The sequence below is a fragment of the Georgenia sp. M64 genome (assembly GCF_038049925.1).
In the GTDB taxonomy this organism is placed as follows: domain Bacteria; phylum Actinomycetota; class Actinomycetes; order Actinomycetales; family Actinomycetaceae; genus Georgenia.
Genome location: NZ_CP145809.1, coordinates 1,275,693 through 1,299,364, shown reverse-complemented (window position 1 = coordinate 1,299,364; position 23,672 = coordinate 1,275,693). Strand labels below are relative to the sequence as shown.

Below are 23,672 nucleotides of genomic sequence, written 5' to 3'. Positions count from 1 at the left end.
GATGCTTTGTGTTGTGGCAAGTTGTCGGCCAATTAGTACCGGTCAGCTTCACGAGTCGTTAGTCCTCGCTTCCACATCCGGCCTATCAACCCAGTGGTCTGCTGGGGGCCTTCCCAGGACAAGCCTGGTGGAAACCTCATCTTGAAGCAGGCTTCCCGCTTAGATGCTTTCAGCGGTTATCCCTCCCGAACGTAGCCAACCAGCCGTGCTCCTGGCGGAACAACTGGCACACCAGAGGTTCGTCCGTCCCGGTCCTCTCGTACTAGGGACAGCCCTTCTCAAGTTTCCTGCGCGCGCAGCGGATAGGGACCGAACTGTCTCACGACGTTCTAAACCCAGCTCGCGTACCGCTTTAATGGGCGAACAGCCCAACCCTTGGGACCTACTCCAGCCCCAGGATGCGACGAGCCGACATCGAGGTGCCAAACCATGCCGTCGATATGGACTCTTGGGCAAGATCAGCCTGTTATCCCCGGGGTACCTTTTATCCGTTGAGCGACGGCGCTTCCACAAGCCACCGCCGGATCACTAGTTCCGACTTTCGTCCCTGCTCGACCTGTCAGTCTCACAGTCAAGCTCCCTTGTGCACTTGCACTCGACACCTGATTGCCAACCAGGCTGAGGGAACCTTTGAGCGCCTCCGTTACATTTTAGGAGGCAACCGCCCCAGTTAAACTACCCACCAGGCACTGTCCCTGGTCCGGATCACGGACCGAGGTTAGATGTGCAGTACGACCAGAGTGGTATTTCAACGATGACTCCACACTCACTGGCGTGAATGCTTCACAGTCTCCCACCTATCCTACACAAGCCGTACCGAACACCAATACCAAGCTATAGTAAAGGTCCCGGGGTCTTTCCGTCCTGCTGCGCGTAACGAGCATCTTTACTCGTAGTGCAATTTCGCCGAGTTCGCGGTTGAGACAGCGGAGAAGTCGTTACGCCATTCGTGCAGGTCGGAACTTACCCGACAAGGAATTTCGCTACCTTAGGATGGTTATAGTTACCACCGCCGTTTACTGGGGCTTAAATTCTGAGCTTCGCCTTGCGGCTGACCCGTCCTCTTAACCTTCCAGCACCGGGCAGGCGTCAGTCCGTATACATCGTCTTGCGACTTCGCACGGACCTGTGTTTTTAGTAAACAGTCGCTTCTCCCTGGTCTCTGCGGCCCTCAAAGGCTAGCCAGCAAGTGGCTTCACCCCTCAGGCCCCCCTTCTCCCGAAGTTACGGGGGCATTTTGCCGAGTTCCTTAACCACGATTCTCTCGATCGCCTTGGTATACTCTACCTGACCACCTGAGTCGGTTTAGGGTACGGGCGGCTAGTCCCTCGCGTCGAGGCTTTTCTAGGCAGCATAGGATCACCCTACTTCCCCCCTACGGGGTCACTATCGGATCTGAGGCTATGTGGGGTGCGGATTTGCCTGCACCCCGCCCTGCATCCTTAGACGTGCATTGCCATTAAGCACGCGGTGGCTACCTGTCTGCGTCACCCCTGTTAACACGCTTACCTACTACCGGATCGGGTCCCACGCGCCCCCGCCCCCCGGCCCGAAGGCCAGGAGACAAGTTTGGGTGGTTAGCATCACCGGGCTCGGTATGGTCGGTCCTTCGCCGGTACGGGAATATCAACCCGTTGTCCATCGACTACGCCTGTCGGCCTCGCCTTAGGTCCCGACTTACCCAGGGCGGATTAGCCTGGCCCTGGAACCCTTGGTCATTCGGCGGACGGGTTTCTCACCCGTCATTCGCTACTCATGCCTGCATTCTCACTCGTGTGGGATCCACCACTGGGTCACCCCGCAGCTTCACCTCCCACACGACGCTCCCCTACCCATCCACGCCCCTGAACACCCATCGAGTGGGTGCTGGGGTATGCGTGAATGCCACAGCTTCGGCGGTGTGCTTGAGCCCCGCTACATTGTCGGCGCAGAATCACTTGACCAGTGAGCTATTACGCACTCTTTCAAGGGTGGCTGCTTCTAAGCCAACCTCCTGGTTGTCTGTGCAACTCCACATCCTTTCCCACTTAGCACACGCTTGGGGGCCTTAGCTGGTGGTCTGGGCTGTTTCCCTCTCGACTACGAAGCTTATCCCCCGCAGTCTCACTGCCATGCTCTCACTTACCGGCATTCGGAGTTTGGTTGACGTCAGTAACCTTGTAGGGCCCATCGGCCATCCAGTAGCTCTACCTCCGGCAAGAAACACATGACGCTGCACCTAAATGCATTTCGGGGAGAACCAGCTATCACGGAGTTTGATTGGCCTTTCACCCCTACCCACAGGTCATCCCCTCAGTTTTCAACCTAAGTGGGTTCGGTCCTCCACGCGGTCTTACCCGCGCTTCAACCTGCCCATGGGTAGATCACTCCGCTTCGGGTCTAGAGCACGCGACTAAAGACGCCCTATTCGGACTCGCTTTCGCTACGGCTTCCCCACACGGGTTAACCTCGCCACATGCCACTAACTCGCAGGCTCATTCTTCAAAAGGCACGCCGTCACCCCAACCATGGAGGCTCCGACGGATTGTAAGCATCCGGTTTCAGGTACTATTTCACTCCCCTCCCGGGGTACTTTTCACCTTTCCCTCACGGTACTAGTCCGCTATCGGTCACCAGGTAGTATTTAGGCTTACCAAGTGGTCTTGGCAGATTCACACGGGATTTCACGGGCCCCGTGCTACTCGGGATACCTGCAAGGAGGCCGTGATGTTTCGTCTACGGGGGTCTCACCCACTACGCCCGGCCTTCCCAGACCGTTCGACTACACCACGACTTTCTCACTCCACACCGCCCCGGCAGAGACGGTAAGCAGGTCCCACGACCCCGAAGGTGCAACGCCCGCCGGCTATCACACACCCCCGGTTTAGCCTCATCCGCTTTCGCTCGCCACTACTCACGGAATATCTCTTCCTGTGGGTACTGAGATGTTTCACTTCCCCACGTTCCCCCCACACGCCCTATATATTCAGGCGCGGGTAACCAGACATGACTCTGGCCGGGTTTCCCCATTCGGACACCCTCGGATCACAGCTCGTTTGCCAGCTCCCCGAGGCTTATCGCAGGCTACAACGTCCTTCTTCGGCTCCTGGTGCCAAGGCATCCACCGAATGCTCTTAAAAACTTGCCACAAAAGATCAAAGATGCTCGCGTCCACTGTACAGTTCTCAAACAACGCACCAACACCTGTCCGAACCCCCAACATCACCAGGGGGACCGGGCCAGGAATGGTCACCAGAAGGCCAGCCACCACACCCACCCCCACCCAGCCACCCCAACGGGGCGACCAGAGCACGGGGCCGGCAGGCCTGTTCCCTCAGGACCCAACAGCATGCACAAGCCCTTGACGTTCCACCCATGAGCGAACTGCCCGGTGAACACTCGCCACCGACAGCAGCCACAAACACCCCGACCCCCAAGGGGGGACGCGGATGCGCTGTGAAGCTCCTTAGAAAGGAGGTGATCCAGCCGCACCTTCCGGTACGGCTACCTTGTTACGACTTCGTCCCAATCGCCAGTCCCACCTTCGACGGCTCCCCCCTACAAGAGGTTGGGCCACCGGCTTCGGGTGTTACCGACTTTCGTGACGTGACGGGCGGTGTGTACAAGGCCCGAGAACGTATTCACCGCAGCGTTGCTGATCTGCGATTACTAGCGACTCCGACTTCATGGGGTCGAGTTGCAGACCCCAATCCGAACTGAGACCGGCTTTTTGGGATTCGCTCCACCTCGCGGCATCGCAACCCTTTGTACCGGCCATTGTAGCATGCGTGAAGCCCAAGACATAAGGGGCATGATGATTTGACGTCATCCCCACCTTCCTCCGAGTTGACCCCGGCAGTCTCCCATGAGTCCCCGGCATAACCCGCTGGCAACACAGGACAAGGGTTGCGCTCGTTGCGGGACTTAACCCAACATCTCACGACACGAGCTGACGACAACCATGCACCACCTGTACACCGACCTTGCGGGGCACCCATCTCTGGATGTTTCCGGTGTATGTCAAGCCTTGGTAAGGTTCTTCGCGTTGCATCGAATTAATCCGCATGCTCCGCCGCTTGTGCGGGCCCCCGTCAATTCCTTTGAGTTTTAGCCTTGCGGCCGTACTCCCCAGGCGGGGCACTTAATGCGTTAGCTGCGGCACGGAACCCGTGGAATGGGTCCCACACCTAGTGCCCAACGTTTACGGCATGGACTACCAGGGTATCTAATCCTGTTCGCTCCCCATGCTTTCGCTCCTCAGCGTCAGTAACGGCCCAGAGACCCGCCTTCGCCACCGGTGTTCCTCCTGATATCTGCGCATTCCACCGCTACACCAGGAATTCCAGTCTCCCCTACCGCACTCTAGTCTGCCCGTACCCACTGCAGGCGCGAGGTTAAGCCTCGCGTTTTCACAGCAGACGCGACAAACCGCCTACGAGCTCTTTACGCCCAATAATTCCGGACAACGCTTGCGCCCTACGTATTACCGCGGCTGCTGGCACGTAGTTAGCCGGCGCTTCTTCTGCAGGTACCGTCAACCCGAAGGCCTTCTTCCCTACTGAAAGAGGTTTACAACCCGAAGGCCGTCATCCCTCACGCGGCGTCGCTGCATCAGGCTTGCGCCCATTGTGCAATATTCCCCACTGCTGCCTCCCGTAGGAGTCTGGGCCGTGTCTCAGTCCCAGTGTGGCCGGTCACCCTCTCAGGCCGGCTACCCGTCGTCGCCTTGGTAGGCCATCACCCCACCAACAAGCTGATAGGCCGCGAGCCCATCCCCAACCGATAAATCTTTCCACACACCACCATGCGATAGCGCGTCATATCCGGTATTAGCCACGGTTTCCCGCGGTTATCCCGAAGTCAGGGGCAGGTTGCTCACGTGTTACTCACCCGTTCGCCACTAATCCACCAGCAAGCTGGCATCATCGTTCGACTTGCATGTGTTAAGCACGCCGCCAGCGTTCGTCCTGAGCCAGGATCAAACTCTCCGTTAAAAAACACTCGCCAAACCACACCCAAAAGCGCGGCCGACAAACCATACGAAGAGCACACCCCCAACCCACCAAAGCAGGCCAAGGGCAAACCCATGACTACACACACCCAGACCCAACCAGGGGCCAGGACCAGGCGCGATAACCAAAACAAAACAAAGACCCCAGACACCACAACCAACCCCCCACCACAAAAGCAGAAGACCAGCCACGACACCCAGAATCAAATGGCATCAAAAACTTGGCACACTGTTGAGTTCTCAAGAAACAGACACACACCACCCAGACCCGAAACAACCCCCGGACCCGAACTGGGGCAACCTCTCAATCTTAACCATCTCGGCCGACCTCGTCAAACTCGCCGCAATCTCTCGCGATCGAGCGGGACGATCCGCCTCGCTGGCCCCTGGGTCGTCCGAGGACCGGCAGCTAGCCGGCTCGATCGACTCAGGTTCTCGCGCCTCGGGACCGGCCTGCAGCTCTCTCGAACCGCTTGTCCGTGCTCCCCGTCCGGCGCAGCAAGAAGAACACTACGTCCCCTCGCGGGGCAGGTCAACTCCGTACGGCTGACGCCCGACTGCACCGTGCACAACGCTCTGACCTGCGGTTTTGTTGCGGACGCGCGTCGCAGGCGCCGGTGAGCCTCCGCTGCTGACGGCTGAGACCTGACCCACAGGACATTGGTGGCGCGGCGCCTTGCGCTCCCCCGCCTCACCCGTTCGCCGTCGTCCGATTGCCGCGAGGGGGTAGGGGGCCGAGGCGCTCCCCTGCGGGGCCGGAGCCGGTGTGGCGCCTCCCCTACGCGATGGACCGCGCCCGTAGAGCGGTGCCCCGCCGGCTGAGCCTTCGTCAGTTCGACAGCCCGACAGCGGCCACGACCGCGAGGTTGCGTCGTCCCTTGCGGAGGAGCACGTACCCGCCGTCGAGGACGTCACCGGTCGCGAGGACCTGGTCCTCGTCCTCGATCTTCTCGTTGTTCAGGTACGCCCCTCCGCTCGCGATGGTCCGTCGCGCAGCCGAGCGTCCGCCCTCGAGCCCCGTGGCGAGCAGGAGGTCGACCATGGTCGCCTCGCCGACCACCGCCTCCCCCGTCGGCAGCTCCGCGACCGCGTCGCGCAACGTGACGGCGTCGAGCTCGCGCAGGTCGTCCCGCCCGAACAGTGCCTGGGACGCTCGACGGACCCGGTCGGTCGCGTCGGCGCCGTGGACCAGGGTCGTGACGTCCTCCGCGAGGACGCGCTGGGCCTCTCGGGCCTGCGGGCGCGTGGCCACCGCCTCGGCCAGCTCCTCGATCTGCTCCCGCGTCCGGAACGTGAAGACCTTGAGGTAGCGGACCACGTCGGCGTCGTCGGTGTTGAGCCAGAACTGGTAGAAGGCGTACGGGCTGAACATCTCCCCGTCGAGCCAGATCGCCCCGCCCTCGGACTTGCCGAACTTGGTGCCGTCGGACTTCGTGATGAGCGGGGTGGTGAGGACGTGCACGCTCCCCCCCTCGGCCTTGTGGATGAGGTCGACGCCGGCGAGGAGGTTGCCCCACTGGTCGTTGCCGCCGGTCTGCAGGGTGCAGCCGTGGCGGCGGTAGAGCTCGAGGAAGTCCATGCCCTGCAGGATCTGGTAGCTGAACTCGGTGAAGGAGATGCCCTCCTCGCTGGCCAGCCGCCTGGCGACGGTGTCCTTGGCGAGCATCGTCCCGAGCCGGAAGTACTTGCCGATGTCCCGCAGGAAGTCGATCGCCGTCAGCTGGCCGGTCCAGTCGAGGTTGTTGACCATCTGCGCCGCGTGGGGACCGTCGAAGTCGAGGAAGGTCGAGATCTGCCCACGCAGCCGGTCGGTCCAGCCGGCGATGGTGTCCTTGTCGTTGAGGACGCGCTCGCCCGACATGCGGGGGTCGCCGATCATGCCCGTGGCCCCGCCCACGAGGGCGATCGGGTTGTGACCCGCGAGCTGGAGGTGGCGCATGACGACGAGCTGGACCAGGTGACCGTGGTGCAGGCTCGCCGCTGTGGGGTCGAAGCCGCAGTAGTAGGTGATCGGACCCTCGGCCATCGCCGCCCGGAGGGTGGCGATGTCGGTGGACTGGGCCAGCAGGCCCCGCCACTGGAGCTCGTCGAGGATGTCGGTCACGTTCCTGCCTTTCGTCTTCCGGCCCTGCTCCGGGCACGGGGCACCAGTGTGCCGTGCCCGGCCGCCCGGTCGCGCACCGGCCCACGGGCGGGCCCGGCGGGGGGACCGCGCCGCCCGGACGACCCGGAGGCGTCACCGGCGGCGCGGCACCGCCGGTCGGTAGACGGAGACCGTCGGCTCGTTCGCGAGATGGAAGCGCCAGGGGAACTGTTCCCCGTCCCCACCCGGCCCGGCCACGCCCACCCTGGGGCCCGAGCGGACCAGGTCCGCGGCCGCAGGATCGGGACGGAGCTCCGCCCGGCCCCCGGGTCGCAGCAGGAGCCCGCTGTCCGCACCGGTGAGCCCGAGCGCCTGGGCGAGACGCGCGGGACCGCGGGCGAGGTCGCGGTCGCTGCGCGCGGCGGGCCGCCGTGACCGGGCCACGTCGTGCCCCGACACGACCTCACCCCCTCGCAGGAGGACGGCGGACGCCGTCCCCTCGGGGCCGCAGACGAGGTTGGCGCACCAGTGCATGCCGTAGGTGAAGTAGACGTAGAGCCGCCCGCCCGCCGCGAACATCGGTGCGGTCCGGCTGGTGAGTCCCCGGTAGGCGTGCGACCCCGGGTCCACCTCACCGGAGTATGCCTCGACCTCGGTGAGCCGGACGGCGACCTCCTCGCCCGTGCTGCTCTCCTCCCCCGGAAGCCCGCGGACCGTGAGGACCGCCCCGAGGAGCAGCGGGGCGGCCTCGACTGCGGGACGCGCCAGGAGGTCCGTCCACGGCGTCACCGGCTCGTGCGTCACTCGCCCGCCGGTTCCCCCGGGCGCTCCGAAACCTCGGGCACGTCCCCACCGGCCCAGCGCCGAAGGTCGGCCGACAGTGCCGCCGCCCGGGCCAGCTGCTCGACCACCCGCACCGGCGCGGTCCCGCCGTGCCCGTCGCGCGAGGAGATCGACCCCTCGACGGTGAGGACGTCCCGCACGCCGGTCGTGAGGTGCTCGCTGATGGCCGTGAGCTCGTCGTCGGTGAGGTCCCACAGCTCCTTGCCCTGCTCCTCGCACTCGCGCACGCAGGCGCCGGCGACCTCGTGCGCCGTGCGGAAGGGCACGCCGGTGCGCACGAGCCACTCGGCGACGTCGGTGGCCAGGGAGAAGCCCTGCGGCGCGAGCTCCGCCATCCTCGCCGTGTCGAACCGGAGGGTGGCGACCATCCCGGCCACCGCCGGGAGGAGCAGCTCAAGGGTGTCGACGCCGTCGAAGACCGGCTCCTTGTCCTCCTGGAGATCACGGTTGTAGGCCAGCGGCAGGCCCTTGAGGGTGGCGAGCAGACCGGTGAGGTCGCCGATGAGACGACCGGACTTCCCGCGCGCGAGCTCGGCGACGTCGGGGTTCTTCTTCTGCGGCATGATGCTCGAGCCGGTGGAGTAGGCGTCGTCGAGACGGACGAAGCCGAACTCCTTCGTCGCCCAGAGCACGATCTCCTCGCTCAGGCGGGAGAGGTCGACCCCGGTCATGGCGACGACGAAGGCGAACTCGGCGACCACGTCGCGCGAGGCGGTGCCGTCGATGGAGTTCTCCACCGAGGAGTCGAAACCGAGCTCCGCGGCGACGGCGTCGGGGTCGAGGCCGAGGGAGGAACCCGCCAGGGCGCCCGAGCCGTACGGGGAGACGGCGGCACGCGCATCCCAGTCGAGCCACCGCTGGACGTCGCGCATGAGCGGCCAGGCGTGGGCGAGGAGGTGGTGGGCCAGCAGAACCGGCTGGGCGTGCTGGAGGTGCGTGCGCCCCGGCATGACGGCGTCCGGGTGCGCGGCGGCCTGGTCGATCAGGGCGTCGACGACGTCGAGGACACCGCCGGCAAGCTCCCGGGCGCTGTCGCGCAGGTAGAGCCGCACGAGCGTGGCGATCTGGTCGTTGCGGGACCGTCCGGCGCGGAGCCGTCCGCCCAGCTCGGTCCCCGCCCGCTCGATGAGACCTCGCTCGAGCGCGGTGTGGACGTCCTCGTCGTCCGGGCCCGGAGTGAAGGAGCCGGCCGCGACGTCGCGGTCGAGGCGGTCGATCGCGTCGATCATGGCCGCCAGGTCGTTCTCGGAGAGGAGCCCGGCCGTGTGCAGCACGCGCGCGTGGGCTCGCGACCCGGCAAGGTCGTAGCGGGCGAGCCGCCAGTCGAAGTGGGTGGAGCGGCTCAGGGCTGCGAGGGCGTCGGCGGGTCCCCCGGCGAAGCGGCCGCCCCACAGGCTGAGGTGCTCCTCGGCTGCAGGCAGGTCGTCGCTCGTGGGCGGGGCGGAGTTGTCCATGGGGCGATCTTGCCGTGCCGGGGCGTCGGGTCGCACATGTCGTCCGTGACGGTGCCCCTTCACCAAGATCAGGACTGCCCACCGACCGGGTGAGGAGATATTTCCGTTTCGGGCCTTTCGGGCGACTACCAATTGTTCCACTAAGGCTCCTTAAAGCATTTCGAGAGGTAAATCCTAGGACTTAGGTCCCTTCCCGCCGTCGACGAATGTCCTGGATCTTGGACCTCACGGCTCGACGACTTGGGGGAAGGCCGCCGCGTCCGAGTGGGGGGGGAAAATCCCGACTCGGCAGGAGATTGCAATGAAGCATCGGTCAGTCATGGCCGCCCTCGTGGCCATCGCCCTCTTACCCCTCGGGGTAGGGACAGTCTCGGCAGCCAGTCCACCAAGCCAGGCGACGACCGTCGCCGCAGCCGGTGTGAACGCTGCCCGCTCCGCTGCCCCTGCGGCAGCCAAGGACGACGCGAAGCGGTACGAGGAGAAGGCCGCCAACGTCCAGGAGAAGATCGACAAGAAGATCGACCAGGCGGACCGCGACGCTGCGGCCGCCCGCGCCCTCCAGGAGGGTGCGCTCAACCCGCTCATGGTGGACATGGCGGCTGCCGCTGCCGCCCTTCCCGGCGATGCGCCCCGCTACTTCAGCCACCCGAACTACGCCAACAGCCCGCTGCCGGAACTCACGACCGCTCCTGGCGCGGACGTCCTGGTCGGCAACGACGTGGTGCAGCGACCGACCGCCAGCGACGGCGCGTCGAACGTCCTCGTCATGAGCCCCGGGGTGCTGTCCACCGGCTTCCTCAACGGGTTCCAGAGCTACGTGCAGGCCGGTTCGGAGAACCTCTCCTTCCACGCCTACGTGCTTCGACCGACGGCGAACCCGAACGAGTACTCGGTCGTGTTCGACAGCGGCGTGCTCACCACGCCCACCACGACCGGCGTGGCGACCTACGGCGTCGCCAACCTCCCGGTCCTCGCAGGTGACCGGATCGCCCACTACGGCCGAGGCATCCCCTACACCGGCGGTTCCGGCACCGACAGCATCTACTACCCGTCCGGGGCCCTGCCCGCGCAGGACTCCACGATCACTCTGGGAACGGCTCCCTACCCGCTGTTCACCTCGCAGGCTCGGACGTACTCCTTCGCCGCGAGCATGGCGGGCCCGGACCAGGTCACGATCACCGGCGGCATCAGGAAGTTCGTCGATGAGCTCCCCACGATCCCTACGGCCGTCGCCGATACGACGTCCTTCCCCGCCGGGGATGGTGTCCCGGCGGCGGACTACTACGAGATCGCCCTGGTCGAGTACAGCCAGAAGATGCACGCCGACCTCCCGGCGACCAAGTTGCGCGGCTATGTGCAGCTCGAGACGCCGACAAATGTCCCCGTGGACAGCGCTCACTACGACCTCGGTAACGGATACTTCGGCGTCACCGAGCCGAGCTACCTCGGCCCGGCCATCGTGGCGCAGAAGGACACACCGGTCCGGATCACGTTCCGCAACCTGCTTCCCACAGGCGAAGCCGGCAACCTCTTCCTCCCGGTGGACCCCACCGTCATGGGCGCGGGCATGACGCCCGAAGGCCACGCGATGATGGAGGCCATGCCGGGCATGGTGGATCCGCAGAGGCCCATGTGCGACGACGGCATGTTCGACATGGACGGCAACCGCATGTTCATCGACGGCGTCGCGATGACGAAGAACCAGCTCGTGGTGGACGGGCTGTGCTACTCCGAGAACCGGTCCATCGCCCACCTGCACGGCGGCATCACCCCGTGGATCTCCGACGGCACGCCGCACCAGTGGATCACCCCGGCCAACGAGGACACCCCGTTCCCGGAGGGCGTGAGCGTGCAGAACGTGCCCGACATGGCGAACGTCGACGACCCGAAGGACGGCGTCCAGACGCTCTACTACACCAACGCCCAGAGCGCGCGGCTGATGTTCTACCACGACCACTCGTGGGGCATCACGCGCCTCAACGTGTACGCCGGCGAGGCCGCGCCGTACATCATCCAGGACGCCACCGAGCAGGCGCTCGTCGACGCCGGGACCATCCCCGGCGCGGCCGACACCATCCCGCTCGTGTTCCAGGACAAGACGTTCGTGCCCAACGCTGACCAGCTCGCCCTCCAGGACGAGACGTGGGACACCGCCCGCTGGGGCGGCGAGGGCAGCCTCTGGCTGCCGCACGTCTACTCGCCGGCGCAGAACCCCGGTGACCCGTCAGGCGTCAACGCCTACGGCCGCTGGGCCTACGGCCCTTGGTTCTGGCCGCCCACGAACAACGTGGACTACCCGCCGATCGACAACCCGTACTACGACCCGCTCTGCGACGCGGAGGCCGGGTGGTGCGAGCCGCCACTCATGCCCAGCACGCCGTACAACTCCATGGGCATGGAGGCGTTCATGGACACCCCGGTGGTCAACGGGATGGCCTACCCCACCAAGACGCTGGAGCCGAAGGCCTACCGCCTGCGGATCCTCAACGCGGCCAACGACCGCTTCATGAACCTCTCGCTCTACCAGGCCGTCGACGCCAACGGCGCCGTCTGCGACGGCACCACCACGCCCGTCCCGGAGAGCACCGGCTTCTCCTGCACCGAGGTCGCGCTCAACCCTGACGAGGTCGCGGCGGCTCTCGATGACCCGACCGTGTTCCCGACGCCGGTCGCCGGCACCGAGGGCCCGGACTGGATCGTCATGGGCACCGAGGGCGGCTTCCTGCCCGCTCCGGCCGTGGTTCCGGCGCACCCCACCACGTGGGTCAACGACCCCACGGTGTTCAACGCCGGCAACGTCGACCAGCACTCGCTGCTCGTCGCCCCGGCCGAGCGCTTCGACGTCGTCGTCGACCTGTCGCAGTACGCGGGCCAGACGCTGATCGTCTACAACGACGCCCCGGCCGCCTTCCCGGCGCGTGACCCGCGCTACGACTACTACACCGGCAACGGCGACTACCGCGACTCCGGCGGCGCCTCGTCGACCCTGCCCGGGTACGGGCCGAACACCCGCACCGTCATGCAGATCAAGGTCACGGACACCGCACCGGCTCCCGCGTTCAACCTGACCACGCTCCAGGCCGCGTTCGCGCACCAGGCCGACGGGTCCGGCGTGTTCGAGTCCGGCCAGAAGCCGATCGTCGTCGGCCAGGGCGAGTACAACAGCGCCTACGGCACCAGCTTCCCCACGAGCGGCCCGCTCAACGGGACGGTGCAGATCTACGACACCTCGCTGACCTTCAACCGGCTCGTCGACCCGGACGCGGCCACCGCGCCGGGAGCTCCGTTCACCACCTCCACGGCGGCCGAGCGGCTCACCATCAACCTCAAGCCCAAGATGATCCAGGACGAGATGGGTGAGGCGTTCGAGAACGAGTACGGGCGCATGAGCGGCTTCCTGGGGGTGGAGACACCGAACGCCCAGGCGGGCCTGCAGAACATGATCCTGTACGGCTTCGTGATGCCGCCCACCGAGGTCCTCGACGGCATCGAGCTTCCCCCGGGCATGGAGGCCACCCCGATCGCCCAGGCGGACGACGGCACCCAGATCTGGAAGTTCACCCACAACGGCGTGGACACCCACCCCATCCACTTCCACCTCTACGACGTCCAGCTGCTCAACCGTGTCGGCTGGGACGGTATCGTCCGCAAGCCCGAGGCGACCGAGCTCGGCTGGAAGGACACGGTCCGCATCAGCCCGCTTGAGGACACGATCGTGGTCGTGCGGCCGATCATCCCGCCGATCCCGACGGATGGGGAGTGGGCCGGTGGTCTGCCCAACAGCGTCCGCCTGCTCGACCCGTCGATGCCGGCTGGTGCATACATCGCCAACACCACGCAGCAGGAGGCGATGGGGCTTCCGCTCATGGCCTTCAACCCCGACGGCGAGCCGATCGACGTGCTCAACCACTTCGTGAACTTCGGGTGGGAGTACGTGCTCCACTGCCACATCCTCAGCCATGAGGAGATGGACATGATGCGCACCCAGGCCGTGGCGGTGAACCCGGCAGAACCGACCTACATCGGTGCCGTCCGGTCCGGCTCCGGCCGTAACCAGCAGTACCTCGTCAGCTGGACGGACAACTCGAAGAACGAGACCGCCTTCGTGATCGAGCGGCGTCTCGAAGGCTCGACCGGACCGTGGACCGAGGTCGCGATGGTCCAGACCGAGGGCAGGGTGAACATCACGGCCCTGCCGGACGGCACCACACCGACCGGCGCCGAGACCGGCCTTGCCGAGTACGTCGACCCCATCGGCAACACGAGGGACAACTACGAGTACCAGGTGTACGCGATCAACACGGTCGGGGACACGTGGGACTACTCGAACCCGGCGTTCAACAACCTCGCCCCGGGGGCAGGCTTCCCGACGATCACGGTCGACAGCAGGAACACCCCCCAGACCGTGGGCGACCCTGTCTTGACGCCGACCAACCTCACCGGGACGCTCACCGTGAAGAACAAGAAGACCTCCACGGTGAACCTCAGCTGGATGGACAACTCTGACAACGAGACCGGGTTCCTCATCCAGCGCACCAACAGCGACGGCACCAACGTCGTCAACGCCACGGTGGGGCCGAACACCACCACCTTCACCCAGACAGTCACGTCGGGTGTGGCGTACCTCTACCGGGTCCACGCCTTCAGTGACACGACCCAGTCGGGTTGGTCCAACACCCTCCCGCTGCCCTAGCAACCGATCCACCCGGCCCGGCGCCGCAGGGTTTGCCGGGCCGGGTGCACCCCGGCAGGACGGCGACACGTTCGCCGCAGACCCCTTCACCAGCCACGTCGCACCTGCCGGCGACGTGAGACGACCGGCGGTGGCCTCGCCACCGCCGGTCGCCCGTGTCTGCCGAGCATCCGCGGCCCGGGTACGCCGAACACCCATCGCCCGCTTACGCCGAGCACCCGTCGTCCGTGCTCCCGCGCGGCCGGGCGAGGCGGGACGTGTGATCCACCGCTCCCCTGTGAGACGGTGGGCCCACCAAGCCCAGGAGGCCCCGATGGCGACGACGGACACCACCACCGCTGACCTGCGCCCGCCCGCGGCCGAGCCGCCCTTCGTCGGCTCCGAGGTGGGTCGGCTGCGAGAGGTCATCGTCCACCGCCCCGGGCTCGAGCTGCTGCGCCTGACCCCGGAGAACATGGCGGAGCTGCTCTTCGACGACCTCCTGTGGGTGCGCCGAGCCCAGGAGGAGCACGACGTCTTCAGCGAGGTCCTCGCCGGCGCCGGCGTGAAGGTCCTCGAGCTCACCGACCTGCTACGCGAGACCCTGGCTGTCCCGGAGGCCCGCACGTGGATCGTCGATCAGACCTTCGACGACCGCGTCCAGGGCCCAGTGGCCGCCCCGGTGCTGCGCGACCTCGCGGCCGGCATGGGCGACGCCGAGCTCGCCGAGCTCCTCGTCGGGGGCCTGACCCGGCGCGAGCTGCGGAAGCGCATCGACGAGCCGTCCTCCCTGGTGCTGCACGGCTCGGGCGCGGACGACCTCGTCCTGGCTCCGCTCCCCAACCACCTCTTCACGCGTGACACCTCGTGCTGGGTGTACGACGGCGTCGCGGTCAACGCCATGCGGATGGCGGCCCGAGCGCGCGAGACGGTCAACTACGAGGCGATCTACCGCTGGCACCCCCGGTTCGCGCCCACGACGTTCCACCACTGGTCCGCCGGGATCGCCGGGGAGGCCTCGGTCGAGGGCGGTGACGTGCTCGTCCTGGGCGGCGGCGCGGTCCTGGTCGGGATGAGCGAGCGCACTACCGCCCAGGGCGTCGAACGGCTCGCCACACGCCTGTTCGACGCCGGCGTCGCGGACCGGATCGTGGCCGTCGAGCTGCCCCGGGCGCGCTCGTTCATGCACCTGGACACCGTGATGACCATGGTCGACGAGCGCAGCTTCATCAAGTACGCCGGCCTGGGGATGCTCCCGTCCTACACCGTCACCCCCGGTCCCGGCCCCGGCGGCCTGCGCATCACCGACCACGAGCCCGAGCGGATGCACGACGCGCTCGCCGACGCGATGGGCGTGACCGGGCTGCGCATCCTCGCCGCGGAGCAGGACGTCCACGCAGCGGCCCGCGAGCAGTGGGACGACGGGTGCAACTCCCTCGCGCTCGCCCCGGGGGTCGTCGTCACCTACGACCGGAACGTCACCTCCAACTCCTACCTGCGCGAGAGCGGCATCGAGGTCCTCGAGGTGCCCGGCTCCGAGCTCGGCCGCGGACGCGGCGGCCCGCGCTGCATGAGCTGTCCTACGATCCGTGAGGGCCTGTGACGCGCGCCCGTCGGGCACGCGCGGGCGGGGCGCACGCACAGTTGTGACGCCGACGACGAGAAAGGACCGGGCGTGGACCTGCGCGGACGCAGCTTCCTCAAGGAGCTGGACTTCACCACGGAGGAGTGGCGCTCGCTGCTCGACCTCGCCGCCGACCTGAAGGCGGCCAAGCGCTCGGGCACCGAGGAGCGCCGCCTCTCCGGGAAGAACATCGCGCTGATCTTCGAGAAGACCTCCACCCGCACGCGGGCCGCGTTCGAGGTCGCCGCACACGACCAGGGCGCGCACGTCACCTACCTCGACCCCAGCGGGTCGCAGGTCGGGCACAAGGAGTCGGTCAAGGACACCGCCCGGGTGCTCGGGCGGATGTTCGACGCCATCGAGTACCGCGGCGCCCGCCAGGCCGACGTCGAGACCCTGGCCGCGCACGCCGAGGTGCCGGTCTACAACGGGCTCACCGACGAGTGGCACCCCACCCAGATGCTCGCCGACCAGCTCACCATGCGCGAGCACGCCCCTGTCGTCGACGGCCGGCGCAAGGACGACGGCGAGCTCGTCCTGGCCTACACGGGCGACGCGCGCAACAACACCGCCCACTCCCTCCTTGTCTCCGGCGCGCTGCTCGGCATGGACGTGCGCCTCGTCGCCCCCGCTGCCCTGCAGCCCGCGCCCGAGGTGGTCGCCGTGGCGGAGGAGCTGGCCGGGCGCACCGGTGCGCGGCTGCTCATCACCGACGACGTCCGGACGGGCGTGGCGGGGGCGGACTTCGTCTACACCGACGTCTGGGTCTCGATGGGCGAGCCCAAGGAGGTGTGGGACGAGCGCATCGCGCTGCTGAGCCCCTACCGGGTCGACGCCGAGCTCATGGCCGCGACCGGCAACCCCGGCGCGAGGTTCCTCCACTGCCTGCCGGCGTTCCACGACCTCGGCACCGTGGTGGGCCGGGAGGTGCACGCCCGCACCGGGCTCGAGGCCCTCGAGGTGACGGACGAGGTGTTCGAGTCGGCCGCGTCGGTGGTGTTCGACCAGGCGGAGAACCGCATGCACACGATCAAGGCGGTCCTCGTCGCGACGCTGGGCTGAGCGCACTGCTCGTCAGCGGGTGATGATGACCGGTAGCCGGTGATGCCCGGCAGCCAGTGCTGACCGGCAGCCAGTGATGAGCGGGGCGCACTCCAACGCGGAGCGCCGGCGCCCGGCTCGCGCTCGCCGCACGCCACCCGCACGCCGCACGCGAAAGGTCCCGCTGTCGCCGAGTGAGAGCGGTCTGCGGGGATCGTTCGGCAACAGAGGGATCGTTCGGCAACAGAGGGATCGTTCGGCAACAGAGGGATCGCTCGGCGACAGAGTGCTCGTTCGGCAACAGAGGGATCGTTCACCGACAGAGGGATCACCGCGCGAGGCGGGATCACCGGACTACGCGCTGATCACACGCACGCCACCGTGACGCCGCACCGCAGGGCTCGGCGGGCAGGGCGGTGCGGGCTCACCCGACGGACCAGCACCGCACGGGAGGTCGGGCCCCACCGCGCGGTGCTCCGGGCCGGTCAGGCCTTGATCGTCGGCACCGTGGACAGGTCGACGCCGTTGCCGAAGGAGACGTCCCGGGCGGCGGAGAGCTTCGACGTCATGCCGTAGATCTCGATGAAGCCCTTGGCGTGGGACTGGTCGAAGGCGTCGCCGGTGTCGTAGGTGGCGAGGTTGAAGTCGTACAGGGACGACTCCGAGCGCCGGCCGGTGACGGTGGCCCGACCACCGTGCATGACCATCCGGATGTCGCCGGAGACGTAGCGCTGGGTGTCGTCGATGAAGACGTCGAGGGAGTTCTTCAGCGGCGAGAACCACTGCCCGTCGTAGACCAGCTCGGTCCACCGCTGCCCCACGCCCTTCTTGAACCGGGCCTGCTCGCGCTCGACCGTGACGTTCTCCAGCTCGCGGTGGGCGGCGATGAGCGCCATGGCGCCGGGGGCCTCGTAGACCTCGCGGGACTTGATGCCCACGAGCCGGTCCTCGACGATGTCGATCCGGCCCACGCCCTGTGCGCCGGCACGGCGGTTCATCTCCTGGATCGCCTGGAGCGGGGTCACCGCGTGGCCGTCGATCGCCACCGGGACGCCCTCGCGGAAGGTGATGGTCACCTCGTCCGGCAAGGGCGGGTAGGTCGGGTCGTCGGTGTAGCTGTAGACGTCCTTGGTGGGCTCGTTCCAGATGTCCTCGAGGAAGCCGGTCTCGATGGCCCGGCCCCACACGTTCTGGTCGATGGAGAACGGGTTGTTCTTCGTCGTCGCGATGGGCAGGTCGTGCTTGTTCGCGTAGTCGATGGCGACGTCGCGGGTCAGCGCGAGGTCGCGCACCGGGGCGATGCACCGCAGGTCGGGGGCGATCGAGGTGATGCCGACCTCGAAGCGGACCTGGTCGTTGCCCTTGCCCGTCGAGCCGTGCGAGACCGTGGTCGCGCCGAACTGGCGGGCCGCCCGCACGAGGTGCTTGACGATGACCGGCCGGGACAGCGCCGAGACGAGCGGGTAGGCGTCCATGTACATCGCGTTGGCCTTGAGGGCCGGCATGCAGTACTCGGTCGCGAACTCCTCGCGCGCGTCGGCGACGTAGGCCTCGACGGCGCCGCAGTCCAGCGCCCGCTGGCGGATGACCTCGAGGTCCTCCCCGCCCTGGCCGACGTCGACCGCCATCGCGATGACCTCGGCGCCGGTGCGCTCGGCGATCCAGCCGATCGCGACGGAGGTGTCCAGGCCGCCTGAGTAGGCCAGGACGACCCGCTCCTTCTTGCTCGTGCTCTCACTCATGGGGGGTCTCTCCTGGGTCGTTCGTGCCCGCACGGCCGGCGCCGGCGGGGTCGGGCTGATCGGTGGTGGGGCGGGGTCTGCCCCCGGCGAGCTCGAGGAGCCGCCGGGTCAGCGCCTCGGCGCCGGCGCGGTCCCGCGCGACGACGAGGACGGTGTCGTCCCCGGCGATGCAGCCGAGGACCTGCGGGAAGACGGAGTGGTCGATCGCCGAGGCGAGCAGCTGCGCCGCCCCGGGCGGGGTGCGCAGCACGACCTGGTTGGCGGTGCTGTCCGCGGTGAGGAGGACCTCGGCGCACCAGCGCTGGAGCCGGGCGGCGATCTGGTCCTCGCCGCCCTGCCCCGGCCGGGCGACGCCGCCGGCCCCCTCGCCCGGGAGGGCGTAGACGGCCTGCCCGTCCGGTCCGCGGACCTTGATCGCGCGCAGCTCGTCGAGGTCGCGGGACAAGGTTGCCTGGGTCACGCGGATGCCCCGCGCGGTCAGCGCCTCGCCGAGCTCGGTCTGCGAGCGCACCGGCGCCGAGGTGAGGATGTGTTCGATGACGGCGTGCCGCCCCGCCTTGGTGGCGGCAACGCCGACCTCGCTCACGACGCCACCCCGGTCACGACGCCGCCCCGGTCACGACGCCGCCCCGGCCATGGCGGCGTCCAGCGCGCCGGGCAGGGCGTCGATGAAAGAGGAGGCCTCCTCGGCCGTGAGGATCAGCGGGGGCGCCAGGCGCAGGGCGTCCTCGCGCACGGGGTTGACGATGAAGCCGGCCTCGAGAAGCTGCTCGGTCGCCGCCGCGGCCACCGGCGCCGTCAGGCCCACGGCCAGGAGCAGGCCCTCGCCGCGCACCTCGGCGACGCCGTGGTTGCCCAGGCCCGCCAGCTTCGCGCGCAGGAGGTCACCCACCTCGGCCACGTGCTTGAGCAGGCCGTCGGCGAGCGCGTCGAGGACCGTCAGGGCGGCCGCGGCGGAGACCGGGTTGCCGCCGAAGGTGGTGCCGTGCTGACCGGGTCCGAGCAGGCCCGCGGCGTGCTCGCCGAGGGCCACGGTGGCACCGATCGGCAGGCCGCCGCCGAGGCCCTTGGCGAGGGTGACGACGTCGGGGACGACCCCGCCGCCCACGTGGGGAAGGTGGTGGGCCATCCACGTGCCGGTCCGGCCCGTGCCGGACTGGACCTCGTCGAGCACGAGCAGCGCGCCCGCGGCGGTGGTCAGCTCGCGCGCGGCGGGCAGGTAGCCCGGCGGGAGGGGGCGCACGCCCGCCTCGCCCTGGACGGGCTCGACGAACACCGCGGCGACGTCGTCGCCGAGCGCCCGCTCCAGGGCGGCCAGGTCGCCGAAGGGCAGGAACTCCACCCCGCCGGGCAGGGGCTCGAACGGCTCCCGGTAGGCGGCCTTGTGCGTGAGGGACAGCGCGCCCATCGTGCGACCGTGGAAGGCGCCCTCCAGGGCGAGGACCCGCCCGCCCGGACGGTGCCGGCGCGTCATCTTCAGGGCCGCCTCGTTGGCCTCGGCGCCGGAGTTGGCGAGGAAGACCCGCGAGCCCGCCGGCGCCCCGCCGGGGGTGACGACCTGGAGGAGCCGCTCGGCGAGGGTGACCTGGGCCGGGGTGGCGAAGAAGTTCGAGACGTGCCCGAGCGTGGCCAGCTGCTCGGTGACGGCGGCGACGAGGCCGGGGTGGGCGTGACCGAGCGCGTTGACGGCGATGCCGCCGAGGAGGTCGAGGTAGCGGCGCCCCTCGGCGTCCCAGACGTACGAGCCCTCGCCGCGCACGAGCACCCGCTTCGGGGTGCCGAAGGTGTTCATCACCGCGCCGGTGTAGCGCTCGGTCCACGTGGGGGCGGACTCGTGCGCGCCGACGGTCTCGGCGGGCGCGGGTGCGGCGGCGGGGTCGTGGGCGTTCATGGCTGCTCCAGGTCGGTGGGCTCGCTGGTGTGGTCCGGCGCCGGGTGGTCCGGCACCGCAGGCTGCTCAGGCGCCGGGGCGTCGGGCTCGACGAGGGTGCCCACGCCGGCGTCGGTGAAGATCTCCAGCAGCATCGAGTGCTCCTGCCGGCCGTCGATGACGTGGGCCTGCGGCACCCCGCCGTGCACGGCGCGCAGGCAGGCCTCCATCTTCGGCACCATCCCGGACTGGAGGGAGGGCAGCATCTCCTCGAGCTCGGCCGCGGCGAGGCGGCTGATGAGGGAGGCGCGGTCCGGCCAGCGGGCGTAGAGCCCCTCGACGTCGGTGAGGATGACGAGCTTCGTGGCGCCGAGGGCGACGGCGAGCGCCGCGGCGGCGGTGTCCGCGTTGACGTTGAGGATCTGGCCGGGCTCGTCGACGTCGAGCGCGACCGTGGAGACCACCGGGATCCGCCCGGCGGCGAGGAGGTCCTCGACCGCCTGGGGGTCGACCTCGACGACGTCACCGACGAGGCCGACGTCGACGCTCTCGCCCGCGACGGTGGCGGGCCGGCGGCGGGCGCGCAGGAGCCGCCCGTCCTCCCCGGAGAGCCCGACGGCGTGGGCGACGTCGGCGTTGAGCAGGCCGACGAGCTCGCGCTGGACCTGACCGGTGAGCACCATCCGCACGACGTCCATGACCTCCGGCGTGGTCACGCGCAGGCCGCCGCGGAACTCGCTCTCCAGACCCACCCGCTCGAGCATGGTCGAGATCTGCGGGCCGCCGCCGTGGACGACGACCGGCCGCAGGCCGACCTGGTGGAGGAACAGGACGTCCTGGGCGAAGGTGCGCTTGAGGTTCTCGGCCACCATGGCGTTGCCGCCGTACTTGATGACCACCCGCGCGCCGGAGAACCGCTGCAGCCACGGCAGCGCCTGGACCAGGACCTCGGCCTTCTGGTGGGGGAAGAGGTCGCGCTCGGTGTCGAAGTAGAACTCCTCGGTCGTCGGGTTCACATCCGTCCCGCTCATGTCGAGTACGCGCTGTTCTCGTGGACGTAGTCGTGCGTGAGGTCGTTGGTCCAGACCGTCGCCTCGGCGGCCCCGGCGTGGAGGTCGACCTCCACCCGCACCTCGCGGCCGGCGGCGAGGTCGACCCGGGAGCGGTCCTCCCCCACCCCGCCCGCGCGGCACACGGTCACACCGTTGATCGCCACGTCGACCCCGTCGGCCTCGAAGGGGGCGACGTCGACCGGCACCGTGCCGACGGCGGAGAGCACCCGGCCCCAGTTGGGGTCGTTGCCGAAGACGGCGGCCTTGAACAGGTTCGACCGGGTCACGGCCCGTGCCACGGCCACGGCGGCGTCCTCGCTGGTCGCCCCGCGCACGGTGACGGCGATGTCGTGGCTGGCGCCCTCGGCGTCGGCCACGAGCTGGCGGGCCAGCGAGGCGCAGGCGGCGGTGACCGCCTCGGTGAGCTCCTCCGCGCCGACCGGCACCCCGGAGGCGCCCGAGGCGAGCAGGACGACGGTGTCGTTGGTGGACATGCACCCGTCGGAGTCGACCCGGTCCAGGGTGACGGCGGTGGCGGCGCGCAGGGCGGCGTCGGCTTCCTCGGCCGTGACCACGGCGTCGGTGGTGAGCACGCAGAGCATGGTGGCCAGCCCCGGGGCCAGCATGCCCGCCCCCTTGGCCATGCCCCCGACGATCCAGGTGATCCCGTCGTCGGTGCTCGTGGCACCGCCGGGGCCGAGCGGGCGCTGGACGAGGACCTGCTTGGTCACGGTGTCGGTGGTCATGATCGCGGTCGCGGCCGCCTCGCCGCCGTCGGCACCCAGCGCCGCGGCGGCGGCGTCGACCCCGCCGAGCAGCGCGGGCATGTCGAGACGCTCGCCGATGAGGCCGGTGGAGCACACGATGACGTCGCCGGCCGAGACCCCCAGCACCTCGCCGACGTGCTCGGCGGTGCGGTGGGTGTCGGCGAACCCCTCGGGGCCGGTGCAGGCGTTGGCTCCGCCGGAGTTGAGGACGACGGCGTGGGCGACGCCGTCGCCGACGACGGTGCGCGACCACACCACCGGGGCGGCGACGACGCGGTTGGAGGTGAAGACCCCGGCGACGACATGGTCGGGGCCGTCGTTGACGACCAGGGCCAGGTCCGGCCGGCCGGAGGACTTCAGGCCGGCGGTGACGCCCGCGGCGCGGAAGCCCAGGGGTGCGGTGACGCTCACGGGGCGACTCCCACGGTGCTCAGGCCCGCCGTCTCGGGCAGGCCGAGGGCGAGGTTCATGGACTGCACCGCGGCGCCCGCGGTGCCCTTGACGAGGTTGTCGATCGCGCACAGGACGACCACGCGCCCGGCCCGCTCGTCCACGGCGACCTGGACGAGGGCGGTGTTCGCGCCGGTGACCATCGCGGTGGTGGGCCAGGTGCCCTCGGGCAGGAGGTGGACGAACGGCTCGCCGTCGTAGGCCTGCGCCCAGGCGGCGCGGACCGACGCGGCGTCGGCGCCGGGTGCGAGGGGGGCGGTGACCGTGGCGAGGATGCCGCGCGCGACGGGGCCAAGCACGGGGGTGAAGGACAGTCGCACCTCCCGCGCGCCCGCGGCGCGGAGGTTCTGCTCGATCTCGGGAATGTGGCGGTGCGTGCCGCCGACGGCGTAGGGCGCCAGGGAGCCGAAACCCTCGGCGGCGAGCAGGTGCGGCTTGGCGGCCTTGCCCGCCCCGGAGTACCCCACGGCCAGGACGGCGACGACGTCACCCGGGTCGACCACCCCGGCGGCCACGCCGGGCTGGAGCGCCAGGGTGACGGCGGTGACGTTACAGCCCGGCACGGCGATCTGCCGGGCGGTGCGCAGCACGTCACGCTGACGGGTGGCGACCCCGGTCAGGATCAGCTCGGGCATCCCGTAGGGCCAGGCCCCGGCGTGCCCGGAGCCGTAGAAGGTCTCCCAGGCGGCGGCGTCGGTGAGCCGGTGGTCGGCCCCGAGGTCGAGGACGAGCGCCTCGCTGCCCGCCGCCTCCAGCGCGGCGGTAAGCTCGCCGGAGGCCCCGTGCGGCAGCGCCAGGACGACGACGTCGTGCCCGGCAAGGCTGTCCACGTTCGTGGGCTCGAGGACCCGGTCCGCCAGCGGCACGAGGTGCGGGTGGTGGGCTCCCAGTCGCTGACCGGCGTTGCCGTGCGCCGTGACGGCGCCGACGACGGCGTCGGGATGGGCCAGGAGGAGGCGGAGCATCTCACCGCCGGCGTAGCCGGAGGCCCCCGCCACCGCTGCAGAGAAGGTCACCTGCATAACCATACAGGATGCTGCATGATCCACCTCTCCTCACCAGGTTGCTCCTCTGGTCGCCGACG

The 23,672-nt window shown here is 68.7% G+C and carries 12 protein-coding genes and 2 rRNA genes; 3 read left to right on the top strand and 11 right to left on the bottom strand.

What is annotated here, in order from left to right; genetic code table 11:
• Nucleotides 1–12: 12 nt before the first annotated feature.
• The 5 genes from AAEM63_RS05845 to argH form a co-directional block, all read right to left on the bottom strand.
• Nucleotides 13–3,127, bottom strand: a 23S ribosomal RNA gene (locus AAEM63_RS05845).
• Between the two features lie 322 nt (nt 3,128–3,449).
• Nucleotides 3,450–4,973 (bottom strand): 16S ribosomal RNA (locus AAEM63_RS05840).
• Together the 16S and 23S rRNA genes form the textbook arrangement of a ribosomal RNA operon.
• Before the next feature lie 846 nt (nt 4,974–5,819).
• A complete protein-coding gene (gene tyrS, locus AAEM63_RS05835) occupies nt 5,820–7,094 on the bottom strand; it encodes a tyrosine--tRNA ligase (RefSeq protein ID WP_341360688.1) in 1,275 nt (424 codons plus the stop codon).
• Between the two features lie 132 nt (nt 7,095–7,226).
• Nucleotides 7,227–7,877, bottom strand: a complete 651-nt coding sequence (locus AAEM63_RS05830) for a DNA-3-methyladenine glycosylase (protein WP_341360687.1) — start codon at nt 7,875–7,877, stop codon at nt 7,227–7,229.
• Entirely contained in the window at nt 7,874–9,370 is a 1,497-nt protein-coding gene (gene argH / locus AAEM63_RS05825) for an argininosuccinate lyase (RefSeq protein WP_341360686.1), read from the bottom strand. The genes AAEM63_RS05830 and argH overlap by 4 nt, the downstream gene beginning before the upstream one ends.
• A gap of 418 nt (nt 9,371–9,788) precedes the next feature.
• On the opposite strand from argH, the gene AAEM63_RS05820 reads away from it, so the two are divergent.
• The 3 genes from AAEM63_RS05820 to argF all read left to right on the top strand — a co-directional run bounded on the left by AAEM63_RS05820 (nt 9,789) and on the right by argF (nt 16,728).
• Nucleotides 9,789–14,063, top strand: coding sequence for a multicopper oxidase domain-containing protein (locus tag AAEM63_RS05820; protein ID WP_341360685.1), 4,275 nt, complete (start codon nt 9,789–9,791; stop codon nt 14,061–14,063).
• Nucleotides 14,064–14,376: 313 nt separating this feature from the next.
• The gene (locus tag AAEM63_RS05815; RefSeq protein WP_341360684.1) at nt 14,377–15,645 is read left to right on the top strand and encodes an arginine deiminase; all 1,269 of its coding nucleotides are present in this window, start codon (nt 14,377–14,379) and stop codon (nt 15,643–15,645) included.
• A gap of 72 nt (nt 15,646–15,717) precedes the next feature.
• Nucleotides 15,718–16,728, top strand: coding sequence for an ornithine carbamoyltransferase (argF, locus tag AAEM63_RS05810; protein ID WP_341360683.1), 1,011 nt, complete (start codon nt 15,718–15,720; stop codon nt 16,726–16,728).
• Between the two features lie 464 nt (nt 16,729–17,192).
• Here argF and AAEM63_RS05805 read toward each other — a convergent pair whose 3' ends face one another.
• Genes AAEM63_RS05805 through argC form a run of 6 tightly spaced genes read right to left on the bottom strand, consistent with a single transcriptional unit; the run spans nt 17,193 to nt 23,610 of the window.
• Entirely contained in the window at nt 17,193–18,449 is a 1,257-nt protein-coding gene (locus AAEM63_RS05805; protein WP_341360682.1) for an argininosuccinate synthase, read from the bottom strand.
• A complete protein-coding gene (gene argR / locus AAEM63_RS05800) occupies nt 18,442–19,035 on the bottom strand; it encodes an arginine repressor (RefSeq protein WP_341360681.1) in 594 nt (197 codons plus the stop codon). Before argR ends, AAEM63_RS05805 begins: the two co-directional genes overlap by 8 nt.
• Before the next feature lie 30 nt (nt 19,036–19,065).
• Entirely contained in the window at nt 19,066–20,340 is a 1,275-nt protein-coding gene (locus tag AAEM63_RS05795) for an acetylornithine transaminase (protein WP_341360680.1), read from the bottom strand.
• Nucleotides 20,337–21,350: an acetylglutamate kinase gene (gene argB, locus AAEM63_RS05790; protein WP_341360679.1), complete on the bottom strand. Its 1,014-nt coding sequence runs from the start codon at nt 21,348–21,350 to the stop codon at nt 20,337–20,339. Before argB ends, AAEM63_RS05795 begins: the two co-directional genes overlap by 4 nt.
• Complete coding sequence (gene argJ, locus AAEM63_RS05785) at nt 21,347–22,549, bottom strand: bifunctional glutamate N-acetyltransferase/amino-acid acetyltransferase ArgJ (RefSeq protein ID WP_341360678.1); 1,203 nt, start codon at nt 22,547–22,549, stop codon at nt 21,347–21,349. The genes argB and argJ overlap by 4 nt, the downstream gene beginning before the upstream one ends.
• Nucleotides 22,546–23,610 (bottom strand): N-acetyl-gamma-glutamyl-phosphate reductase, encoded by a 1,065-nt coding sequence (argC, locus tag AAEM63_RS05780; protein ID WP_341360677.1) that lies wholly within the window; start codon nt 23,608–23,610, stop codon nt 22,546–22,548. Before argC ends, argJ begins: the two co-directional genes overlap by 4 nt.
• Nucleotides 23,611–23,672 lie beyond the last annotated feature (62 nt).